At 40.8% G+C, this 17,338-nt stretch carries 14 protein-coding genes; 8 read left to right on the top strand and 6 right to left on the bottom strand.

What is annotated here, in order from left to right; genetic code table 11:
* Window positions 1–162 precede the first annotated feature (162 nt).
* Window positions 163–4,206 carry a PAS domain S-box protein gene (locus NSTC731_RS01100; RefSeq protein WP_445629240.1) on the top strand — a complete coding sequence of 1,348 codons (4,044 nt, stop codon included), beginning with the start codon at window positions 163–165 and terminating at the stop codon, window positions 4,204–4,206.
* Window positions 4,207–4,564: 358 nt separating this feature from the next.
* Here NSTC731_RS01100 and NSTC731_RS01095 read toward each other — a convergent pair whose 3' ends face one another.
* From NSTC731_RS01095 to holA, 3 genes are all read right to left on the bottom strand, one after another.
* Window positions 4,565–5,476 (bottom strand): IS982 family transposase, encoded by a 912-nt coding sequence (locus tag NSTC731_RS01095; protein WP_445628360.1) that lies wholly within the window; start codon window positions 5,474–5,476, stop codon window positions 4,565–4,567.
* Between the two features lie 329 nt (window positions 5,477–5,805).
* Window positions 5,806–6,288: a DUF4168 domain-containing protein gene (locus NSTC731_RS01090; RefSeq protein ID WP_445629239.1), complete on the bottom strand. Its 483-nt coding sequence runs from the start codon at window positions 6,286–6,288 to the stop codon at window positions 5,806–5,808.
* Window positions 6,289–6,397: 109 nt separating this feature from the next.
* Window positions 6,398–7,387: a DNA polymerase III subunit delta gene (gene holA, locus NSTC731_RS01085; RefSeq protein ID WP_445629238.1), complete on the bottom strand. Its 990-nt coding sequence runs from the start codon at window positions 7,385–7,387 to the stop codon at window positions 6,398–6,400.
* Window positions 7,388–7,609: 222 nt separating this feature from the next.
* Here holA and NSTC731_RS01080 point away from each other — a divergent pair, with 222 nt between their 5' ends.
* Window positions 7,610–8,398 carry a DUF1868 domain-containing protein gene (locus NSTC731_RS01080; protein ID WP_445629237.1) on the top strand — a complete coding sequence of 263 codons (789 nt, stop codon included), beginning with the start codon at window positions 7,610–7,612 and terminating at the stop codon, window positions 8,396–8,398.
* A 189-nt stretch (window positions 8,399–8,587) separates the two neighbouring features.
* Here the strand turns inward: NSTC731_RS01080 and NSTC731_RS01075 are convergent, their stop codons facing one another.
* A complete protein-coding gene (locus NSTC731_RS01075) occupies window positions 8,588–9,373 on the bottom strand; it encodes an RDD family protein (protein WP_445629236.1) in 786 nt (261 codons plus the stop codon).
* 45 nt (window positions 9,374–9,418) lie between these two features.
* Entirely contained in the window at window positions 9,419–10,264 is an 846-nt protein-coding gene (locus NSTC731_RS01070) for a hypothetical protein (RefSeq protein WP_445629235.1), read from the bottom strand.
* An 80-nt stretch (window positions 10,265–10,344) separates the two neighbouring features.
* Between NSTC731_RS01070 and NSTC731_RS01065 the strand changes: the two genes are divergently transcribed.
* Complete coding sequence (locus tag NSTC731_RS01065; RefSeq protein WP_445629234.1) at window positions 10,345–11,298, top strand: stage II sporulation protein M; 954 nt, start codon at window positions 10,345–10,347, stop codon at window positions 11,296–11,298.
* 54 nt (window positions 11,299–11,352) lie between these two features.
* Here NSTC731_RS01065 and NSTC731_RS01060 read toward each other — a convergent pair whose 3' ends face one another.
* A complete protein-coding gene (locus NSTC731_RS01060; RefSeq protein ID WP_445629233.1) occupies window positions 11,353–11,754 on the bottom strand; it encodes a pentapeptide repeat-containing protein in 402 nt (133 codons plus the stop codon).
* Between the two features lie 159 nt (window positions 11,755–11,913).
* On the opposite strand from NSTC731_RS01060, the gene pstS reads away from it, so the two are divergent.
* The 5 genes from pstS (at window position 11,914) to pstB (NSTC731_RS01035) (ending at window position 17,263) form a co-directional block, all read left to right on the top strand.
* Complete coding sequence (gene pstS / locus NSTC731_RS01055; protein WP_445629232.1) at window positions 11,914–12,957, top strand: phosphate ABC transporter substrate-binding protein PstS; 1,044 nt, start codon at window positions 11,914–11,916, stop codon at window positions 12,955–12,957.
* A gap of 227 nt (window positions 12,958–13,184) precedes the next feature.
* Window positions 13,185–14,162 (top strand): phosphate ABC transporter permease subunit PstC, encoded by a 978-nt coding sequence (gene pstC / locus NSTC731_RS01050; RefSeq protein ID WP_445629231.1) that lies wholly within the window; start codon window positions 13,185–13,187, stop codon window positions 14,160–14,162.
* A 71-nt stretch (window positions 14,163–14,233) separates the two neighbouring features.
* Window positions 14,234–15,115: a phosphate ABC transporter permease PstA gene (pstA, locus tag NSTC731_RS01045; protein WP_445629230.1), complete on the top strand. Its 882-nt coding sequence runs from the start codon at window positions 14,234–14,236 to the stop codon at window positions 15,113–15,115.
* A 171-nt stretch (window positions 15,116–15,286) separates the two neighbouring features.
* Window positions 15,287–16,066 carry a phosphate ABC transporter ATP-binding protein PstB gene (pstB, locus tag NSTC731_RS01040; protein WP_322669961.1) on the top strand — a complete coding sequence of 260 codons (780 nt, stop codon included), beginning with the start codon at window positions 15,287–15,289 and terminating at the stop codon, window positions 16,064–16,066.
* A gap of 417 nt (window positions 16,067–16,483) precedes the next feature.
* Complete coding sequence (pstB, locus tag NSTC731_RS01035; RefSeq protein ID WP_445629229.1) at window positions 16,484–17,263, top strand: phosphate ABC transporter ATP-binding protein PstB; 780 nt, start codon at window positions 16,484–16,486, stop codon at window positions 17,261–17,263.
* Window positions 17,264–17,338 lie beyond the last annotated feature (75 nt).

Here is a 17,338-nt window from a genome sequence, read left to right as displayed (position 1 = left end):
TGGTTTTTGAGCCACCATTATTTCCTACTCTAGCGAAAATATGCATAGAGGTAGATGAAAAATCAGCTAAAGTGTAATCTACAATACAAAGAACCTCAATGATTAGCTCGTGAGAAATACGTAAATTTACCACGCTAGATAGATGCGGTTAGAGAACACTCAATGTTAAATATTAACCGCTTGCGACTGCAAGATAGATTTAAAATTTCTACAAATGCACTTGTGGCAAGAGTCGCAAGTGCGATCGCTGTTTTTGTTGGTAGCTTGGTATTAGTTGGCTGGTGTCTTGGAATTGAAGTTCTCAAACGCGGCTTTCCTGGTAGTCCTGCCACGATGAAAGTCAACACGGCGCTTTGTTTTGTGTTGTGTGGTGTGTCGCTGTGGCTATTTTTAAAAGAGGAGCAGGTGGTCACTGAGCGTAGCCGAAGTGGGAGCAGGGGGGACTCGGGGCCCCCTCTGGGGATAGGGGGGAGAGGGGAGCAGGTGGTCACTGAGCGTAGCCGAAGTGGGAGCAGGGGGGAAAGAAGAATTCAAAATTACCCGCACAGTTCCACAGCCTTCTTGCCCGTACTTACTCTTCTCATCTCTCAGGTCTGTGCAATAGCTGTCACCACAATTGCGGCGCTCACCCTCTGTGAATATCTGTTTGGCTGGAATCTGGGCATTGATGAGCTGGTGTTCCGTGATTCGCAAACTAGTATAGCCACATTGCATCCGGGGCGAATGGGGGCGAACACAGGACTGAACTTTATCCTGGTCAGTGTCGCCCTACAGATTCTGATTCATCTAAAAACCCACCGCAGTTATTGGTATGCCCAAATTATTGCTCTGATTGCTACTTTAATTTCCTTTCAGGCGCTGATGGGCTATGCCTACCAAGTGAAAGTTCTTTATGGACTCGCCCCTTATACAACATCAATGGCGTTACACACAGCGGTGTTGTTCCTCTTACTAAGTATGGGTATTCTGTGGGCGCGGGCAGAACATGGCTTAATGAGGGTAGTTACAAGTGATAGTTACGGCGGCTTACTTGCACGTCGTTTACTAGTCGCCGCGATCGCAGTACCTTTTATATTGGGATGGGTAATTGTTGAAGGTCAACGGGCAGGACAATACGATCCAGCATTTGCAGTATCGGTGTTTGCGATCGTTTTGATTGTAATTTTTACTATTTTGATTTGGCAAAGTGCCAGGGTTATTGAACGCCTCAGCTATCAACGCGACCTTGCCCAAGAAGCACTGAGAACCTACGAAGCTAAACTGGGGAGTTTTGTAGATGCTAATGTCATCGGTATTCTGTTTAGCGATGTGTATGGCGGTATCCAGCAGGCAAACGACGAATTTTTGAGGATGATTGGTTACGCACGCGAGGATTTGTTAACTGGTAAGTTAAGTTGGCGCAATCTCACACCACCAGAGTATTTATATTTAGACGAGCAAGGTATCGCTGAAGCCCAAGGAAACACCAACGCTGCTTGTACGCCCTACGAGAAAGAATTTATTCGCAAGGATGGTAGCCGTATCCCGATTTTAGTTGGTTACGTACTGCTAGGAGAAAACCGCGAAGAGTCAGTAGCCTTTATTCTCGATTTGAGCGAACGCAAACAAGCAGAAGCAGAACAACAAAAATTAGCATTGCTGGTAGAAAATAGCTCTGACTTTATCGGCATTGCCACCCTTGAGGGTCAATTACTCTACATAAATGATGCAGGTCAAAAGTTGGTAGGGTTTGCCAACCTTAATGAAGTGAGGCAAAAAGCAGTATTAGATTACTTCATGCCCAAAGACAAAGCCTATTTTCAAAAATATATACTGCCGACTGTACTATCAGAAGGGCGCTGGCAGGGAGAATTCTGCTTTCGGCATCTCCAAACAGGTCAACCGATACCAGTTGATTACAACGTCTTCACTGTTATAGATAACAAAACAGGTCAGCCAATTGCTTTAGCAACTGTGACTCGTGACATCAGCAAGCAAAAGCAGACCGAGGAACAAATATTACAGCTAAACAAGAATCTACAGCGCCGCATTACTGAATTACAAACTTTGTTGGAGGTAATTCCTATTGGAATAGGCATTGCCGAAGATCCAAAATGCCAAAATATTAAGGTCAACCCTGCTTTTGCCAAGCAGTTGGGGATATCGTCAAATACAAATGCTTCCCTTACCGCTCCCTTGGATGAAAAACCGACAAGCTTTAAAGTGTACCGCGAGGGAAGGGAACTGTCAACAGAAGAACTCCCAATGCAGTACTCTGCTGCTCATGGTGTCGAAGTTCTGGATTATGAACTTGATGTGGTTCATGAAAATGGCAAAATCGTCAAGCTGTTAGAGTACGTTGCACCCCTGTTTGACGAAGAGGGTAAAACCAGAGGAAGCGTTGGTGCATTTTTAGATATTACGGAGCGCAAACAGGCAGAAGAAGTACTTTTAAATCAGCAAAAATGGCTAGAGGATGTGTTAAATATGATGCCAAGACCGTTGCTGTTTATCGAACCAGGAACGGCGCGGGTAACTTTTGCCAATCGCTCTGCTGACGAATTAGCTGGGGGCGAATTTCCCAAAGGTATACCCGCCGAAGATTATCACAGAGTTTACTACTATACAGATGCCGCTGGCGATCGCATTCCCAATGAACTGATGCCAGGAGTACGGGTTGCCCGTGGCGAACGCTTGAATGGATTGGAGGTGGACTGGCACACTCCCACTGGTGTGCGCTCTCTACTAGTATTTGCTGATACCTTGCCAGCAATGCACGGTCATCCAGCTACCTGTATCTTGGTGTTCCAAGAAATCAGCAACCTCAAGGATGCACAAAAAGGACTCTCATTAGGTTACAAAAGGTTAAAGCTACTATTTGACACAGCCAACGATTTACTATCGAGTCAGCAACCAGTAGTACTAATCGATACCGTCTACCAAAAACTAAGAGACCAAATTGGTTTAGATGTTTACTTTAACTATTTGGTTGAGGATAACTCTCAGCTAATGCGGCTACAGTCTTACAGTGGCATTTCTCCAGAACTGGCAAACCAAATCGAGTCTTTAGGATTTGGTGAAGCGGTTTGTGGGACTTTCGCTCAAGAGCGTTGTGCAATTGCTCTAGAGAATGTGCAGGAATCAATTGACCCGAAAACAGAATTGATTCGTTCTTTAGGAATTACAGCTTATTATTCATACCCATTAATAGCCCAAGGACGGCTATTGGGTACTCTTTCTTTTGGTAGCCGCACTCGGTTAAGCTTCACCGACAATCAAAAAGGGATGATGCAAGCAGTATGCGACCAAATAGCGATCGCAATGGAACGGGCTAGTTTAATTGCTTCTTTACAACAACAAACTGAGCAGTTACAACAAGCCAACCGGATGAAGGATGAGTTTTTAGGGATATTATCCCACGAATTGCGATCGCCCCTCAATGCCATCCTTGGCTGGGCGCAATTACTGCAACGAAGCAAGCTTAGTGATACCCAAATGGCTAGAGCAACAGAGACAATTGAGCGCAACGCCAAAGCGCAAACCCAGTTAATTGAAGACCTGCTGGATATATCGCGGATGAGTAGAGGCCAGTTACGCCTCAATGTCCGTACTTGTAATTTAGTTCCCATAATTGAGTCGAGCCTAAAGACTGTTAGTTTAGCCGCCCAATCCAAGGAAATCGATTTGAGATTTTCCCTCGTTCCTTCAAAAGAAACGCCAAATTCAGATTGGGAATTAGGAGTTAATCGCGAAAATCTCGAATTTCTAGCAGCACAATCCCAAACTAATCAACATTCAAATAACAGCAAGCCGAGTGAAAATTCTCAATATTTAGTTTCCGGGGATTTCGAGCGCTTGCAACAAATTATCTGGAATCTGCTATCCAATGCCATCAAATTTACACCCGTTGGCGGAAGGGTAGAGTTGCAATTGTCAGTGGTTAGTGGACAAGAGCAACAGACAACGGATAAATATGCCCAAATTCAGGTGATTGATACAGGCATTGGTATCAGTCCTGATTTTCTTCCTTACGTTTTCGATCGCTTTCGTCAAGCTGATAGTTCTAGTACTAGAATCTATGGTGGATTAGGACTAGGATTAGCGATCGTCCGTCATTTAGTAGAATTACATGGCGGTACTGTCCGCGCAGATAGCCCAGGCAAAGAACAAGGAGCGACGTTTACCGTCAAACTACCACTTCTGAAGAATGCCCACCTCGGCTCTTAAGCCATGTTCTGCCCCCACCTCCTGGAGTTTAGTCAGCGACATCAGTAGACCTCTTGGCATTTGTACCTTTTGCACTCTTGTAGGGAAAGGGGGAAAGGTTAAAGGGGAATGTTAATTCTATCCCTTTCCCCTTTAACCCTTACCCTTTACCCGATTTTTGCAAGAAGTCTAGTATGCCCCACGATGATGTGAGAACAAAAAAGAATTCCAGCCGCAACCTTGACAGATGCCATTACGAAAGACCAATTATTATTGTAGAGACGGCGATTCATCGCGTCTCTTGCCTTAACCGAACAGTATTAGGACGAACTTAGAAATGGGGCATTGGGGAATATGAATTAACGTGAGTTCGACGGAACTAAAAAATGGCAGGAGGTAGCGCAGGCAAATCTTTTGGGTAAATATCAATTGAAGGTTTTTTAGGCAAATAGGTATAAGCAGCTAAACCAGCCATCAAATTCACCAAAAAATTAAATGGACTACGATGGCGAGAGTGTTCGATTTGACATATATTTTTCAGATGGTCATTGACGGACTCAATCACAGCACGTTTGCGTAACAGAATTTTATCAATCAGTTTTACCAAGCGATTTTTCATTTTCTTTTTAGATTTTGTGATTAATTGCAACCCTCGTTCATATAACTCCTCAAATAATTTTTGAGAGATGTAACCTCTGTCACCAAAGAGTTTACCAATTAAATCTTTAGTCATATCTGGGACTGGTTTTCGGTCATCGATATTTGCTGGAGTTAGTGAAAATGCGAGTAATTCTCCACAATCATTAATAATCAAATGCAGTTTAAATCCAAAGTGCCAGCCCACAGAATTTTTGCCCCATTTCACCAACCCTTTAAATACCTTGTGAGAATGCGCTCGACAGTTGTGACAAACATCTATTGGGGTGGAATCGATAAAACTAATCCCTGTAATTTCTCCTGTTCGTGTATGCAAAAAACAACACAGCAACATTAAACACCAAGGCATGAGTTCCACAAATCTTGTGTAACTGACCAAATTTGGAAACACTCCACGCCAGCTTTGTAGTACGTGCAACGTATAAAATTCCTTAAAAGTCTTATAACCACTGCCATGAAACGCGATTACTATTGTCATCACTTCCGATAAATGCATCCTGGACTGACTGCGACGTTCTCCTTTGGTGGATGGTAACTGTGGTACTTGTTGCCATAAGCTTTGCCACTGATTGCAGAAATCATCCACATCCCAGAAGATTTGCGTGATATCAAGGCGAGATACAATGGTGGACATAGCCGAGACCCTTATTTTTCTTAGATATTTTTAGTCTCGGCATTTTTTTGTGATTTTTTGGCTAATCCTCAATTAATCTTAGCGATCGCTGCCGTGAATAACCTTGTTTTGCAAATCTATACATCGCAAGCTTTTTACCTTTTTATAACCGTCGAACTCACGTTCAATTAAATTCACCCCTATGTCTCCTAGAGAAAGAGGTTCGTTGCCTTATCTATATTTTCATGAATCAAATCGGACTGCGATAATGTCCGAATAATTGAGTCCTGATTTCCATAGTAATTAGCCACTTTTTTACTAAGTGCTTTAATTGAAGTAGCCCCTTCTACTTACCGAGACTCAGCAGGTTGTTGCAGGCGTAATAGGGTATTGTAAACCTGTCTTTTTAAGATAGTATTATTTTGTAGTTCTATAGTAATTTTGTTGAACTGTTCAAATTTTAAACCATTATCTTCGACAATTTTTTGAGCGTGGTTACAGTAGTTGACTGCGATATCTTGAGCCTTCTTTGGAAGACCATTTATGCTATTAGAATCATTGCAAACAATCTGGGGAATTTCTCCATTGCCAATAAGTTTTTTAATTTCTTCAAAAGCATTTTGACGGGCTGGCTCCATTGCTAGCACGGCTTGAGCGTAACTGTCGATTTCAGTATTGTTAACTATTGGTGCTGGAGTTTGAGCGTCAGCTTTAGAACTCAATAAAAAACCGTTAGAAATCAAACTCACAGTCGCGATCGCACCGAAAAATAACGATCGCGAAAGGGTTCGCTTTCGGCTAGTTCGAGAACATGAATCAGAAATTTTCTTCATATAGTGTATGACACGAAACTACATCAGGGATATTATAAGAACTTTGAATTATTTTCAGAGTTGGAAGTTCCAGGAACTGCTCAATACATCAAGCTTTTATATTTGATTGTCAATTTCCTCGGCATACTTGACAAAGTTCGATTACTTTTGTCTGGAGTGTTGACATTTCTGATGCTCCTTGCTTAAGGCTAACCTCTAATTCCAACAGTAGGAGTAAGCAAGAGATTAACTGTTGCACAGAAAGCAGCTTAATTTCTTGCTGTAAGAAGTAAATTCGTTTGGGATTACCGATGTCAGCGGCAATAGCGATCGCTTGTTGATTCCGTTCCCCACTTTCTATCATAATCTTCACCCACAGCCAGGTGCGAAATTGTCCAATCAGTGTCGCAACTATCCGTAATCCCGGCTCGGAAGCATTGCTCAAATCTGCCAGTGTAGTCAAAGCTTTTGCTGTATCTCCTGTTCTAATTGCTGCTGCTAATTGTAAGCTATTTTGAGTAGTATTTCTTACTAACTTTGTAACAGTATCTGTGTCTAAAGGCCGATTGCTATCTTGGACATATAGCCGTAATTTCTCTAACTCATTGTAAAGGAGCCGTGTATCATTTCCTACGGCTTCTGCCAACAGATGGGAAGTATTGGCAGTCAGTTTCACCCCTACAGTCTGGGCTGCTTGATTAACAGATTGCACCAGTAATTCTGTTTTCCAAGGTGGGATGAGAGGAAATTCTCGGAATTCGGTAGCAAACTGTTTTAACAATTTCGTGGATTTGAGGCGTTCATCTGGCTTATTGCGGCTGGTGAGCAATAAAAATGAGTTTTCGGGAATGACTCTTAGCGATCGCCCCAATTCTGCCAATACATTCTCTGGACAGTGCTGACACAAAGTAGTGTTTATCAGCCATACCAAACGCCCACCAGCGCCAAAAGTAGGCGTCATCACCTGATTTAACCCCTCTATAGCAGCATCAGCCCGATCTGGGGAGAATGCAGTGTAATTAAAACTTGTCCATTGGGGATCGAGGACGCGATCGCGCAAAAGTGCGATCGCCTTTTCCATCGCAAAATCATCTTCACCCCAGTAAACATAGATTGGCATAGATAAACCTCGTAGTAGATGGGCATTGGGCATTGAGAAGAGACAAGGTAGACAAGGAAGAGGGGGAGAAAAGGGAGAAACTTGTTCAATAATTCACCCTTGTCCCCTTGTCCCCTTGTCCTCCTTGTCCCCCTCTCAAAAATTAAATACTTTTGAAATCATTCTGTTAATTAAGATAATTTTCCCTAAAATCTATCAAGTGAGAGCGTGAGGCTATGAAGATTGGACGACAACTATCAAACTTACTTAAATCGGTTAGCAAGACTAACGCTGCCAGAAGCCTACAGATCCCAAGCCCAGCATATTCAGGAATCTTCTAAATTTCAGCTAAATTCTGGGTTGAGACAAGCGGCATCCTTTCCTGGCTATACGCTAATTACCCCGCCGGCAGAAGAAGAATCACACAATTCTGCTTTCTATGCCAAATTACAGACTTATCAACAGGAACTTTTGCAGTTGCCTGTAAACCGTAATTTGATTGTACCTGTACCTCCTGCTAGCTTCCACCTGACTTTAGCGGATTTAATTTGGGACAATGCTTACCTTGATGCCTACGAAAAAAATCCTAAATTTGACGAGGAGTTACACTCTTGTTTAGCTGAAATATTTCAAAAATATCAACAATTGATGACAAACAGAAGTCATCCAATTAAATGGCAAATGCTGGGATTAATACTGATGCCAAGAGCTATAGCCATTTGTTTAGTCCCCCAAGATGAACGCTGTTACGAGGAAATTATTCAATTTCGCCGAACAATTTATCAAAATCCCAAGTTAATTGCCTTGGGTATTGAGCAGCATTATCACTTCACAGCCCATGTGACATTAGCCTATTTTGGGGAGGTTCCATCCGATCTAGACCGAATAAACTTCAGCACTATGCTTTCTCAATTGAATGAACAATGGCTGTTGAATTTGCCAGAATTCTCGATCGATCGTGTTGAATTACGAAAGTTTGACAACATGACACGCTATTATCGTGAATCAGACTGGCCGATTTTGGATTTTTAAGTAATTAGGGACTTCCAAGAAATAAATTATCCAATCTTGTAGGGTGGACATCTTGCCCGCCTTTGGTTACTGGGCGCTCGTGTCGCCCACCCCACAATAAATAGTTGGATATTTTTTTATTTGAAAGTCCTTTAATTAGTAGTCAGTAGTTTTCATTCACTGACTACTGACTACTCATTAGTAATTAGCTTAAAATTTCGGTTGTTGATAACCGAGGTAAATTGCTTCTAAAAATACATCAGGCGTAATAGCTTCTGGCAATTTTTCTAAATTAATAATAGCTTTAACTTGCTCGGCTAGCTTTAGAGATAGTGAGGTTCTTGCCTTTAACGACATTGCACCGCGTCGCTGTAAATACTCGCGAATCACAGCAAAATCATCTGGCATCAATTGCGATAAATCAACAATTTCGATTAACTGTTCGTGAAGTCCTTTTGCCTGTTCCGAAATTGTCAATCTTGCAGATGCAGTTGGTGCTTGGGTTTGAATTACAATTGTGCCAGCAGCCAAATCACCTAAGCGCTTTTCACGGCTACCCAACATAATTAAAAAAGCACCAATAAACAAAGTTTCATCAAAGGGTCGCAGTAAAGCACGTAGCGTTGCTTGTTGTAACCCGATCAATCTACCATCATCTCGAACTACACGAATTTTAGCAAAGCGTTTACCAGGAGTTTCCCCAAACCATAAGGTTTCAAAAAATACAAAATAGCCGATGTAAATTGCAAAAGCGATAATCAAGAAAATTGCTAACAACCAAATATCTAAACTTGTTAAATTTTTAAAATAATATTCAACAAAATTTAACAACTGTGTCGAGAAGACACTCCAAGTAAGGACAAACAGAAGCAAAGTTACACCCAACACTGTATAGTCAATCAGGAGTGCCAAAACTCGATTACCGATTCCCGCTAGAGTGAATTCCAACTCTACACTTTCTGGAGTCTGGAATGTGATGCGATTAAAAAAGCGCATATTTTAACTAATTCAAAATTAATAGAGTTGGATTAAAATGTTGAGTTAACGAAAATCTTGTGAGGGAGGTTCTCGTAATTGCAAACCTAGACCTTCACGCCGACTACGCAAGTCCAAGTATAAAACAGCTTTTAGTGCTTGCCAGAATGGCATGACTAAAACTCCACCGATCAAGCTGCCAATCACAGAAATAATATACACAATCGAGTAAATAGCAGTACCAGGCTCAAGTTTAATTAGGAATAAGCTAGGTATATAGTTTAATACAAACACCAACGGCATTGTAACGATAAAACCAACTAAAACAATGCCTTGAATGCGAAAGACTGAGGCTTTAGTTAGCTCCCAACTTCTGGCAACACTTTCGCCACCATTGATATTTTCCTCAACTGCTAAGGGCACTTCAGCTACTATCCAACGAGAGTAGAACCAGGTTAGTCCTAACAATATAATGCCTGCCGTTACAATTATTACCAATGTGGTTATGACTATAACGCCTGAAGTACCTAATATTCCTCCTAATGCTATTCCGATCAAGCTAGCTACTACACCGCCTACGATCGCTAATCCAATATAAATTATCAGTAAAGATATACCTACTTGGAAAGCAACTCTTAAAAATGACCAAAGACGTGGATTAATATGGCTTCTGGCAGTTTGAACACCTTCAGGCTGGTAAATCAATTCTCCAAAAGCCAAGCGTGAAATTAGTCCAGAGATGGCTGCATATTTTGCCCAACCATACACAGGAACCAGAACCCACAAGTGCGCGATCGCAGCTAGGTTAAGATAAGTCTTCAAATGAGAACGATACAACCGTACCGCAGCACTGACAACGTTACCGATACTCAGTGGTTGTATCTGGCCGGAAGATCCAAAGTTTTCAGACATAATGCTAAATTTCCCTTGAAATTACGGAGATCAATTTGAGGCTATCTTAAGCTAAGTTAAACTCAGTGTTCCCAAAATTCATGAATATTCAACGTTGGATTGCGCGACGAGAACCTAATTGGCAGCGTTTGGATGCTTTATTAAGGCAGATAGAAAAAAAAGGGTTAAAATCCTTACGGGCAGCAGAAATTAGAGAGTTAGCGAGTTTGTATCGTTCCGTAGCAGCAGATTTGGCACGTGCCCGCACTCAGCAAATCGGCAATACCTCGATCCAAAGTTTACAATCTTTAACAACTCGTGCTTACACGCAGATTTACCAAGGTTCGCGGCGGCAGGAATGGCAGGCAATCCTAGAATTTTATCGCTGGGGATTACCATCTGTAGTCCAGAAAACATTTGTATATATTGCTGCGGCAACGATGCTGTTTTTACTAGGCGCACTTGTGGCTTGGTGGTATTCCTGGCAAAACCCCAGCTTTATGCCTTTGATTGTACCTGAAAGTTTGATTACCAAAGTGCGAGATGAGCATAAATTATGGATGGGTTCAATTGTCGGTGTTGAACCTCTGGCATCCAGCGGCATCGCAATCAATAATTTGTCGGTGTCTTTTGGGGCCGTCGCTGGTGGTATGACAGGTGGAGCATACACAGCCTATTTGATGATATTTAATGGTTTATTAATTGGTGCTGTTAGTACTTTAGTCGGTCAAAATAATCTGGCATATCCTTTTTGGGCCTTTGTATTTCCGCATGGTTCCTTAGAATTACCCGCAATTTTTTTTGCTGGGGGTGCGGGATTTTTATTAGCAAGAGCAATTTTATTTCCTGGTAAATATCGCCGTGGAGATGCACTGAAATTTTATGGATATCAAGCGGTGCAGCTAGTATTTGGGATTGTACCAATGTTGCTTATTGCTGGTGCGATCGAAGGCTTTTTCTCCCCTAATCCCAGCGTACCTGAGCCGATTAAATATCTAGCAGGAATAGGATTATTTATACTTTTGGTGCTGTATTGTAGCCGCAAGCAAACATAAAATAATTTAGATTCAGAAAGCGTTAAGCTTTTGACCTCAAATCAAAATTATTCTTCATCCACGTCCACAATCATCATTGCTAATTCTTCCATTTGGCAAAATGGTGTTGCAGAGAATGGCATCAAGAACGCTTTCATTAATGGCATTTCTGAGATTGGCGTTAGTGAGGTTGGCGCACTCCAAAATGGCACATTCCAAATCAGCACCCCTCAGGTCAGTCCCTACCAAAATAGCATATTCCAAGTTGGCATTCAGCAAAATAGCACCACTGAGGTTAGCACCCATCAAGTTGACACGAGCCAAATCTACATCAGTCAGGTCGGCATTTCTGAGGTCAGATCCACTAAGGTTGATATCTCTCAGGTCGGATCTGATCAAGCAAGCACCTCTCAAGTCAATACCGGTAAAATTAGTCTCTCCAGCATTCAACCGACTGAAAAATTCTTCAACATCCATACCTTAACTCCCGCATCCGTTTCTATCATCAACTCTATTGGATTTAAGCATATCTTAAAGTGCTGCTTATCAATTGTTAAATAAGCTTTAACCATAAAAAATGTAGCCTGTTTAAGACTGGAATTACACCAGTAAAATATTCCTTGAATCAGAGGTAATATGATTTTTTCGACCGCCATATTGAATCGTGTCGTTGCTACTTCAATGGTGACAACTTCTGTTGCACTTAGTCCATTTTTTGGTGCGATCGCACAAGCTGAAACTCTTAATGGTGCAGGAGCAACTTTCCCGGCTCCGCTTTACGAACGCTATGCTCGTGAAGTGAAGAAGAAATATCCAGACTTGAAAATTAACTACCAAGCAATTGGTAGTGGTGGCGGTATTCGTCAAGTTATCGCTGGAACCGTTGACTTTGGTGGTAGTGATGCTGCAATGAAAGATGATGAAATCGCTAAAGTCAAGAATGGTGCAATTTTAGTACCCACAGCAGGCGGTGCTGTTTCTGTTGTTTACAATCTTCCAGGCGTTAACGATCTCAAATTATCCCGCGCTACACTACCAGCAATTTATTCAGGTCAAATTACCAAATGGAATGACCCGAAAATTAAAGCTGATAATCCAGGCGCTAATCTACCAAATCAAACAATTAAATTTGCTGTTCGTGCCGATGGTAGCGGTACAACTTTCATTTTTACGAATCACTTGAGTGCCATCAGCGGTTATTTTAAAGGCAGAGTTGGAACTAACACTGCTCCAAAATGGAATCTGCCAAATGTTCTCAAAGGCAAAGGAAATCCAGGTGTAGCTGCTATAGTAGCTCGGACTCCTGGTTCTATTGGTTATGTAGAATATAGCTACGCTGTCAAAAACAATCTGAAATCAGCATTGGTACAAAATAAGAACGGAGAATTTGTTGCTCCTTCTTTAGAATCTGCAAATGCAGCTTTATCAACTGTCACTTTCCCAGACAATTACCGCGTTTTTATAGGAGATCCAGGACAAGGTTATCCCATTGTCGGTCTTACTTGGATGATGGTTTACAAACAGTATGCTAATGCTGCTAAAGCTGATGCAATTAAGAAATGGATTAATTGGGTATTGAAAGACGGTCAACAATATAACGATGAGCTTAATTACACCAAAATTCCATCTGATGTAGCAAATCGAGTGCTTCAGACAGTGAATAGCTCTGTCAAGCCTTAATTTGTAATCTTTAGGACTTATTCACAAGAGTTCCGCCCCTTAAAAAAGGAAGGGTGCTTTGAATATAGCAATCCTAAATGAGATTGTGAGAATTTTTGTTATGTTCGTCCTTGGTCATTTATCCTTTGTAATTACAAATAACAAAGGACAAATGACTAATGACTAATGACAAACTGAGTTAATAACTCGCTCTACCAGTAATAAAAAATCTATTTTATTGATTTGCAATGGCAAATTTATCAGATGATTCAAATCTCAGCGATGAAAATTTCAATCTAACTACTAGCAGCGGTATAAATTTTTGGTTTGACCAAGGTTTTACACGGCTAGTATACTTTTTTGCTGTGATTACCGTTGCAGTACTATTGTTGATGACTTGGGTAATTTTACACGAAGCTCTACCAGCCATTAAGCAGTTTGGAATGGGGTTTTTATGGGGACAAGATTGGGATACAGGTAATCAGATTTTTGGTGCATTACCCTATATTTATGGAACTTTGGTAAGTAGTGCGATCGCTATTTTATTCGCTGTTCCTGTGGGAATAGCAGTAGCCTTAGTTACAAGTGAAAATTTCTTACCTTCATCGCTGCAAATCACCCTAGCATTTGTTGTTGAATTAATTGCTGCAATTCCCAGTGTAATTATTGGTTTGTGGGCGATTTTTGTCTTTATTCCAGTTCTAGAACCTCTACAAAAGTGGTTAGCCAGTACTTTGAAATGGATACCACTGTTTAATACAGAAGATCCTTCTGGAACTAATATGTTGACTGCTGGAATTATTCTCGCCATCATGATTTTACCCACAATGGCAGCAATTAGTCGTGATGTCTTAATGGCTATCCCTAAAGAATTACGTTCTGCATCTATGGCTTTAGGTGGCACTCGTTGGGAAACAATTTTTCGAGTTTTGCTACCATCTGGATTTTCTGGAATAGTAAGTGCAGCAATGCTTGCTTTAGGACGGGCTTTGGGTGAAACAATGGCCGTTACTATGGTGATTGGTAACTCTGCTCAAATCAGCGCTTCTTTACTCGATCCAGCTTATACAATTCCCTCTGTATTAGCTAATGAATTTGCTGAAGCTGAACCGGGTTTGCATATAGGTGCTTTAAGCTATTTGGCATTGATTTTATTTGGGTTGACTTTAGCTGTAAATATTGGCGCTGTCATCTTGGTTAAGTGGGTTGGTAGGATAAATAAATGACACTATCTCATTTTTAAATTCCTACAAATAATTCAGTGTAGCAAGTTTATCAATCAACCTTTGTCAAAATTATGAGTGGTTATATTCAGTCAGAAAAAAATGAATCTTTGGCGGCAGAATTGTGCAGGCCTCTGCCAAGGAAGCGGGTAATATTTACCTATGCAATGAATGCGATCGCCTTTGGTCTTACAGGTCTAGTACTCATTCCTTTATTATCAATTTTGTGGGAAATTTTTATCCGGGGAATATCTGGACTTAAATCAGAAATGTTTGTCAAAGCAGTTATTGATAATGGCTTTGGCAATGCCATCTTGGGAACCATAATCATGGTGTTAATTGGTGCTATTTTCAGCATTCCCACAGGGATAATAACAGGAATTTTCTTAGCAGAATTTGGTCAAACTAACCCAATTGCTAGTATTGTTCGCTTTGTCACCAGCATTCTTACAGGCGTACCTTCAATTGTTGTCGGCGTATTTGCTTATGGTGTGATAGTTTTGGTAACTAAAGGATTTAGTGCGATCGCAGGTGGTTTTGCTTTAGCCGTGATTATGCTACCTGTAATTATACTGACAACAGAAGAATCCTTAAAACTGATTCCTACATCTCAACGCCTCGCCTCTGCTGCTTTAGGTGGAACTCGCTTCCAAACTACTTTTCGCATTGTTGTAACTACTGCAATCCCCGGAATCACTACAGGCATTTTATTAGCTATAGCTCGTGCGGCTGGTGAAACAGCACCCTTAATTTTTACCGCTTTATTTAGTTTAGATTGGTCAGAAGGATTGTTAAGTCCTACAGCTTCTTTACCAGTATTAATTTTTAATCTTTATAACGACCCCGACCCACAAAAAAGTCAATTGGTCTGGACTACTTCTATAGTTCTACTCAGCTTAATTTTATCTGTCAGTATTCTCTCTCGCTTAATTATTAGGCAAAGAAGACTAAAGTAAAATAAATAAGTTTTTGTATTGTTTGGCATCCTGGCAAAGTATGATATTAAAATGACAAACTGGCAGAGTAAAGCCTTGTTTGATATATCTTAATTACGAGTTACGAACTTGTACTGAGCGTAGCCGTTGGCGCAGCCTCTCGTAGAGAAGTATTACGAATTACGAATTAGCATGAGTAACCTAATTCCAGCTATCAAAGTTAAAAACATCAGCTTTTACTACGGGACAACAAAAGCTATTGAAAAGGTGTCAATAGATATTTACCAAAACCAAGTAACCGCAATTATTGGTCCTAGTGGTTGTGGTAAATCTACCTTCATCAAAATTCTTAATCGCATTAGCGAATTAGAAGGGCCTGTAAAAGTTGAAGGAGATGTAGAATTTTTTGGTCAGAATATTTACGATCGTCGTGTCAACATCAATCGATTACGCCGCCAAATTGGTATGGTGTTTCAAAAACCAAATCCTTTTGGGATAAGCATTTACGAAAATGTTGCCTACGGGATGAGAATAGCAGGTAGGCATTCAAAATTAGAATTAGATGAAATTGTCGAATCTGCACTTCACAGCGCAGCGCTTTGGGATGAAGTGAAAGATAAGCTCGATAAATCAGCTTTAGGGCTTTCTGGTGGTCAGCAACAAAGATTATGTATTGCCCGTGCTTTAGCAGTCAAGCCGAAAGTTCTGCTGATGGATGAGCCTTGCTCGGCTCTGGACCCCATCGCCACCATGAAAGTTGAGGAACTACTCCACAGTTTACAGTCTGAATTGACAATTGCGATCGTTACTCATAATATGCAACAAGCCGCTCGCGTTTCTGATTTTACGGCTTTCTTTAGCACCGATGAAAGTCGGATTGGTCAAATGGTTGAATTTGGTGCTACAGAGCAAATCTTTAACAACCCACTAGATCCTCGCACCCGCGACTACATTTCAGGGCGTTTCGGTTAAGGTATGCTCGATTCGTGACTTATTGATTTTTGTCGAGCTATCTTGCACTAGAGAATATTCATAAAGTGTCGTTTAAAAAAGTTACTAATTTATCTTTATAAATAAATTAACTCCTCACTAGCCATGAAAAGTATATGATATTCATATTTTGATTTCTACATAGCTATTTTAAATTGAACCAGACCTAATCCTTTTTCAATAGTTAAGGTATGAAAGGTGGGTATAAAAAGTCTGTAAAAGATAAATTTTGGAGCATTACTTTAATACAAGTATTTTCTAACAGTTGATTTGCTGTATAGCTACTGCATGGCTACGTAATTTCCATGAATGTCTCCTTTTGGGAGTAACATAGTGAAACAGCGGCGCTAATTTGTACTACTTTACCTAGTCAGGTTTTGTTTCACACGTTTTAGGAATATGAGTAAACTAATTCCAGCCATCAGAGTCAAAAACTTCAGCTTCTATTACGACACTCAAAAGATAGTTGAAGGCGTGTCAATGGATATTTACCAAAACCAAGTCACGGCAATTATTGGTTCTAGTGGTTGTGGGAAATCTACTTTTCTTAAATCGTTAAATCGCATGAGTGAATTAGAAGCAGAAGTAAAGGTTGAAGGAAAAGTAGAATTTTTTGGGCAGAGTATTTATGAGCGTCGTGTTAACATCAATCGCTTACGTCGCCAAGTTAGTATGGTTTTTCCCAAACCAAATCTTTTTCCCATGAGCGTTTACGATAATGTTGCTTATGGGGTGAAGTTAGTTGGATGGCATCCGAAAGTAGAATTAGATGGAATTGTTGAATCTGCCATCAAAGCTGCCGAACTTTGGGATGAAGTGAAAAATAAGCTGCACAAATCTGCTTTAGAGCTTTCTGGTGGTCAACAGCAAAGATTATGTATTGCCCGTGCTTTAGCGGTAAAACCTAAAGTTTTGTTGATGGATGAGCCTTGTTCAGGTCTCGATCCTATGGGTAGTATGAAAATCGAGAATTTGATCCATAACTTGCGTTCTGAGTTGACAATTGTGATTGTTACTCACAATATGCAGCAAGTTACTCGCCTATCTGATTTTACGGCTTTCTTTTATAGTAATGACAATCGGATTACTCAAATGGTTGAATTTGGTACTACCAATAAAATCTTTACTAACCCTGTGGATTCTCGTACCCGCGACTATGTTTTCGCTCGCATCGGTTGAAGTGTTTTTTAAATTCTAGCTATTGAGAGGGTTCATACATAGTGCAAGCAAAAATGAGGGGTTAAATTGAATTTC

Source organism: Nostoc sp. DSM 114167 (assembly GCF_052692655.1).
Note: the sequence above shows the minus strand (reverse complement) of the source record. Positions and strands in the feature narration are given on the sequence as shown.

Bases quoted from the DNA above. Each gene is read 5' to 3' on its own strand.
- NSTC731_RS01100 (WP_445629240.1), top strand. From the start codon at position 163: ATGTTAAATATTAACCGCTTGCGACTGCAAGATAGATTTAAAATTTCT.
- NSTC731_RS01095 (WP_445628360.1), bottom strand. From the start codon at position 5,476: ATGTCCACCATTGTATCTCGCCTTGATATCACGCAAATCTTCTGGGAT.
- NSTC731_RS01090 (WP_445629239.1), bottom strand. From the start codon at position 6,288: ATGAAGAAAATTTCTGATTCATGTTCTCGAACTAGCCGAAAGCGAACC.
- holA (WP_445629238.1), bottom strand. From the start codon at position 7,387: ATGCCAATCTATGTTTACTGGGGTGAAGATGATTTTGCGATGGAAAAG.
- NSTC731_RS01075 (WP_445629236.1), bottom strand. From the start codon at position 9,373: ATGCGCTTTTTTAATCGCATCACATTCCAGACTCCAGAAAGTGTAGAG.
- NSTC731_RS01070 (WP_445629235.1), bottom strand. From the start codon at position 10,264: ATGTCTGAAAACTTTGGATCTTCCGGCCAGATACAACCACTGAGTATC.
- NSTC731_RS01065 (WP_445629234.1), top strand. From the start codon at position 10,345: ATGAATATTCAACGTTGGATTGCGCGACGAGAACCTAATTGGCAGCGT.
- NSTC731_RS01060 (WP_445629233.1), bottom strand. From the start codon at position 11,754: ATGGATGTTGAAGAATTTTTCAGTCGGTTGAATGCTGGAGAGACTAAT.
- pstS (WP_445629232.1), top strand. From the start codon at position 11,914: ATGATTTTTTCGACCGCCATATTGAATCGTGTCGTTGCTACTTCAATG.
- pstC (WP_445629231.1), top strand. From the start codon at position 13,185: ATGGCAAATTTATCAGATGATTCAAATCTCAGCGATGAAAATTTCAAT.
- pstA (WP_445629230.1), top strand. From the start codon at position 14,234: ATGAGTGGTTATATTCAGTCAGAAAAAAATGAATCTTTGGCGGCAGAA.
- pstB (WP_322669961.1), top strand. From the start codon at position 15,287: ATGAGTAACCTAATTCCAGCTATCAAAGTTAAAAACATCAGCTTTTAC.
- pstB (WP_445629229.1), top strand. From the start codon at position 16,484: ATGAGTAAACTAATTCCAGCCATCAGAGTCAAAAACTTCAGCTTCTAT.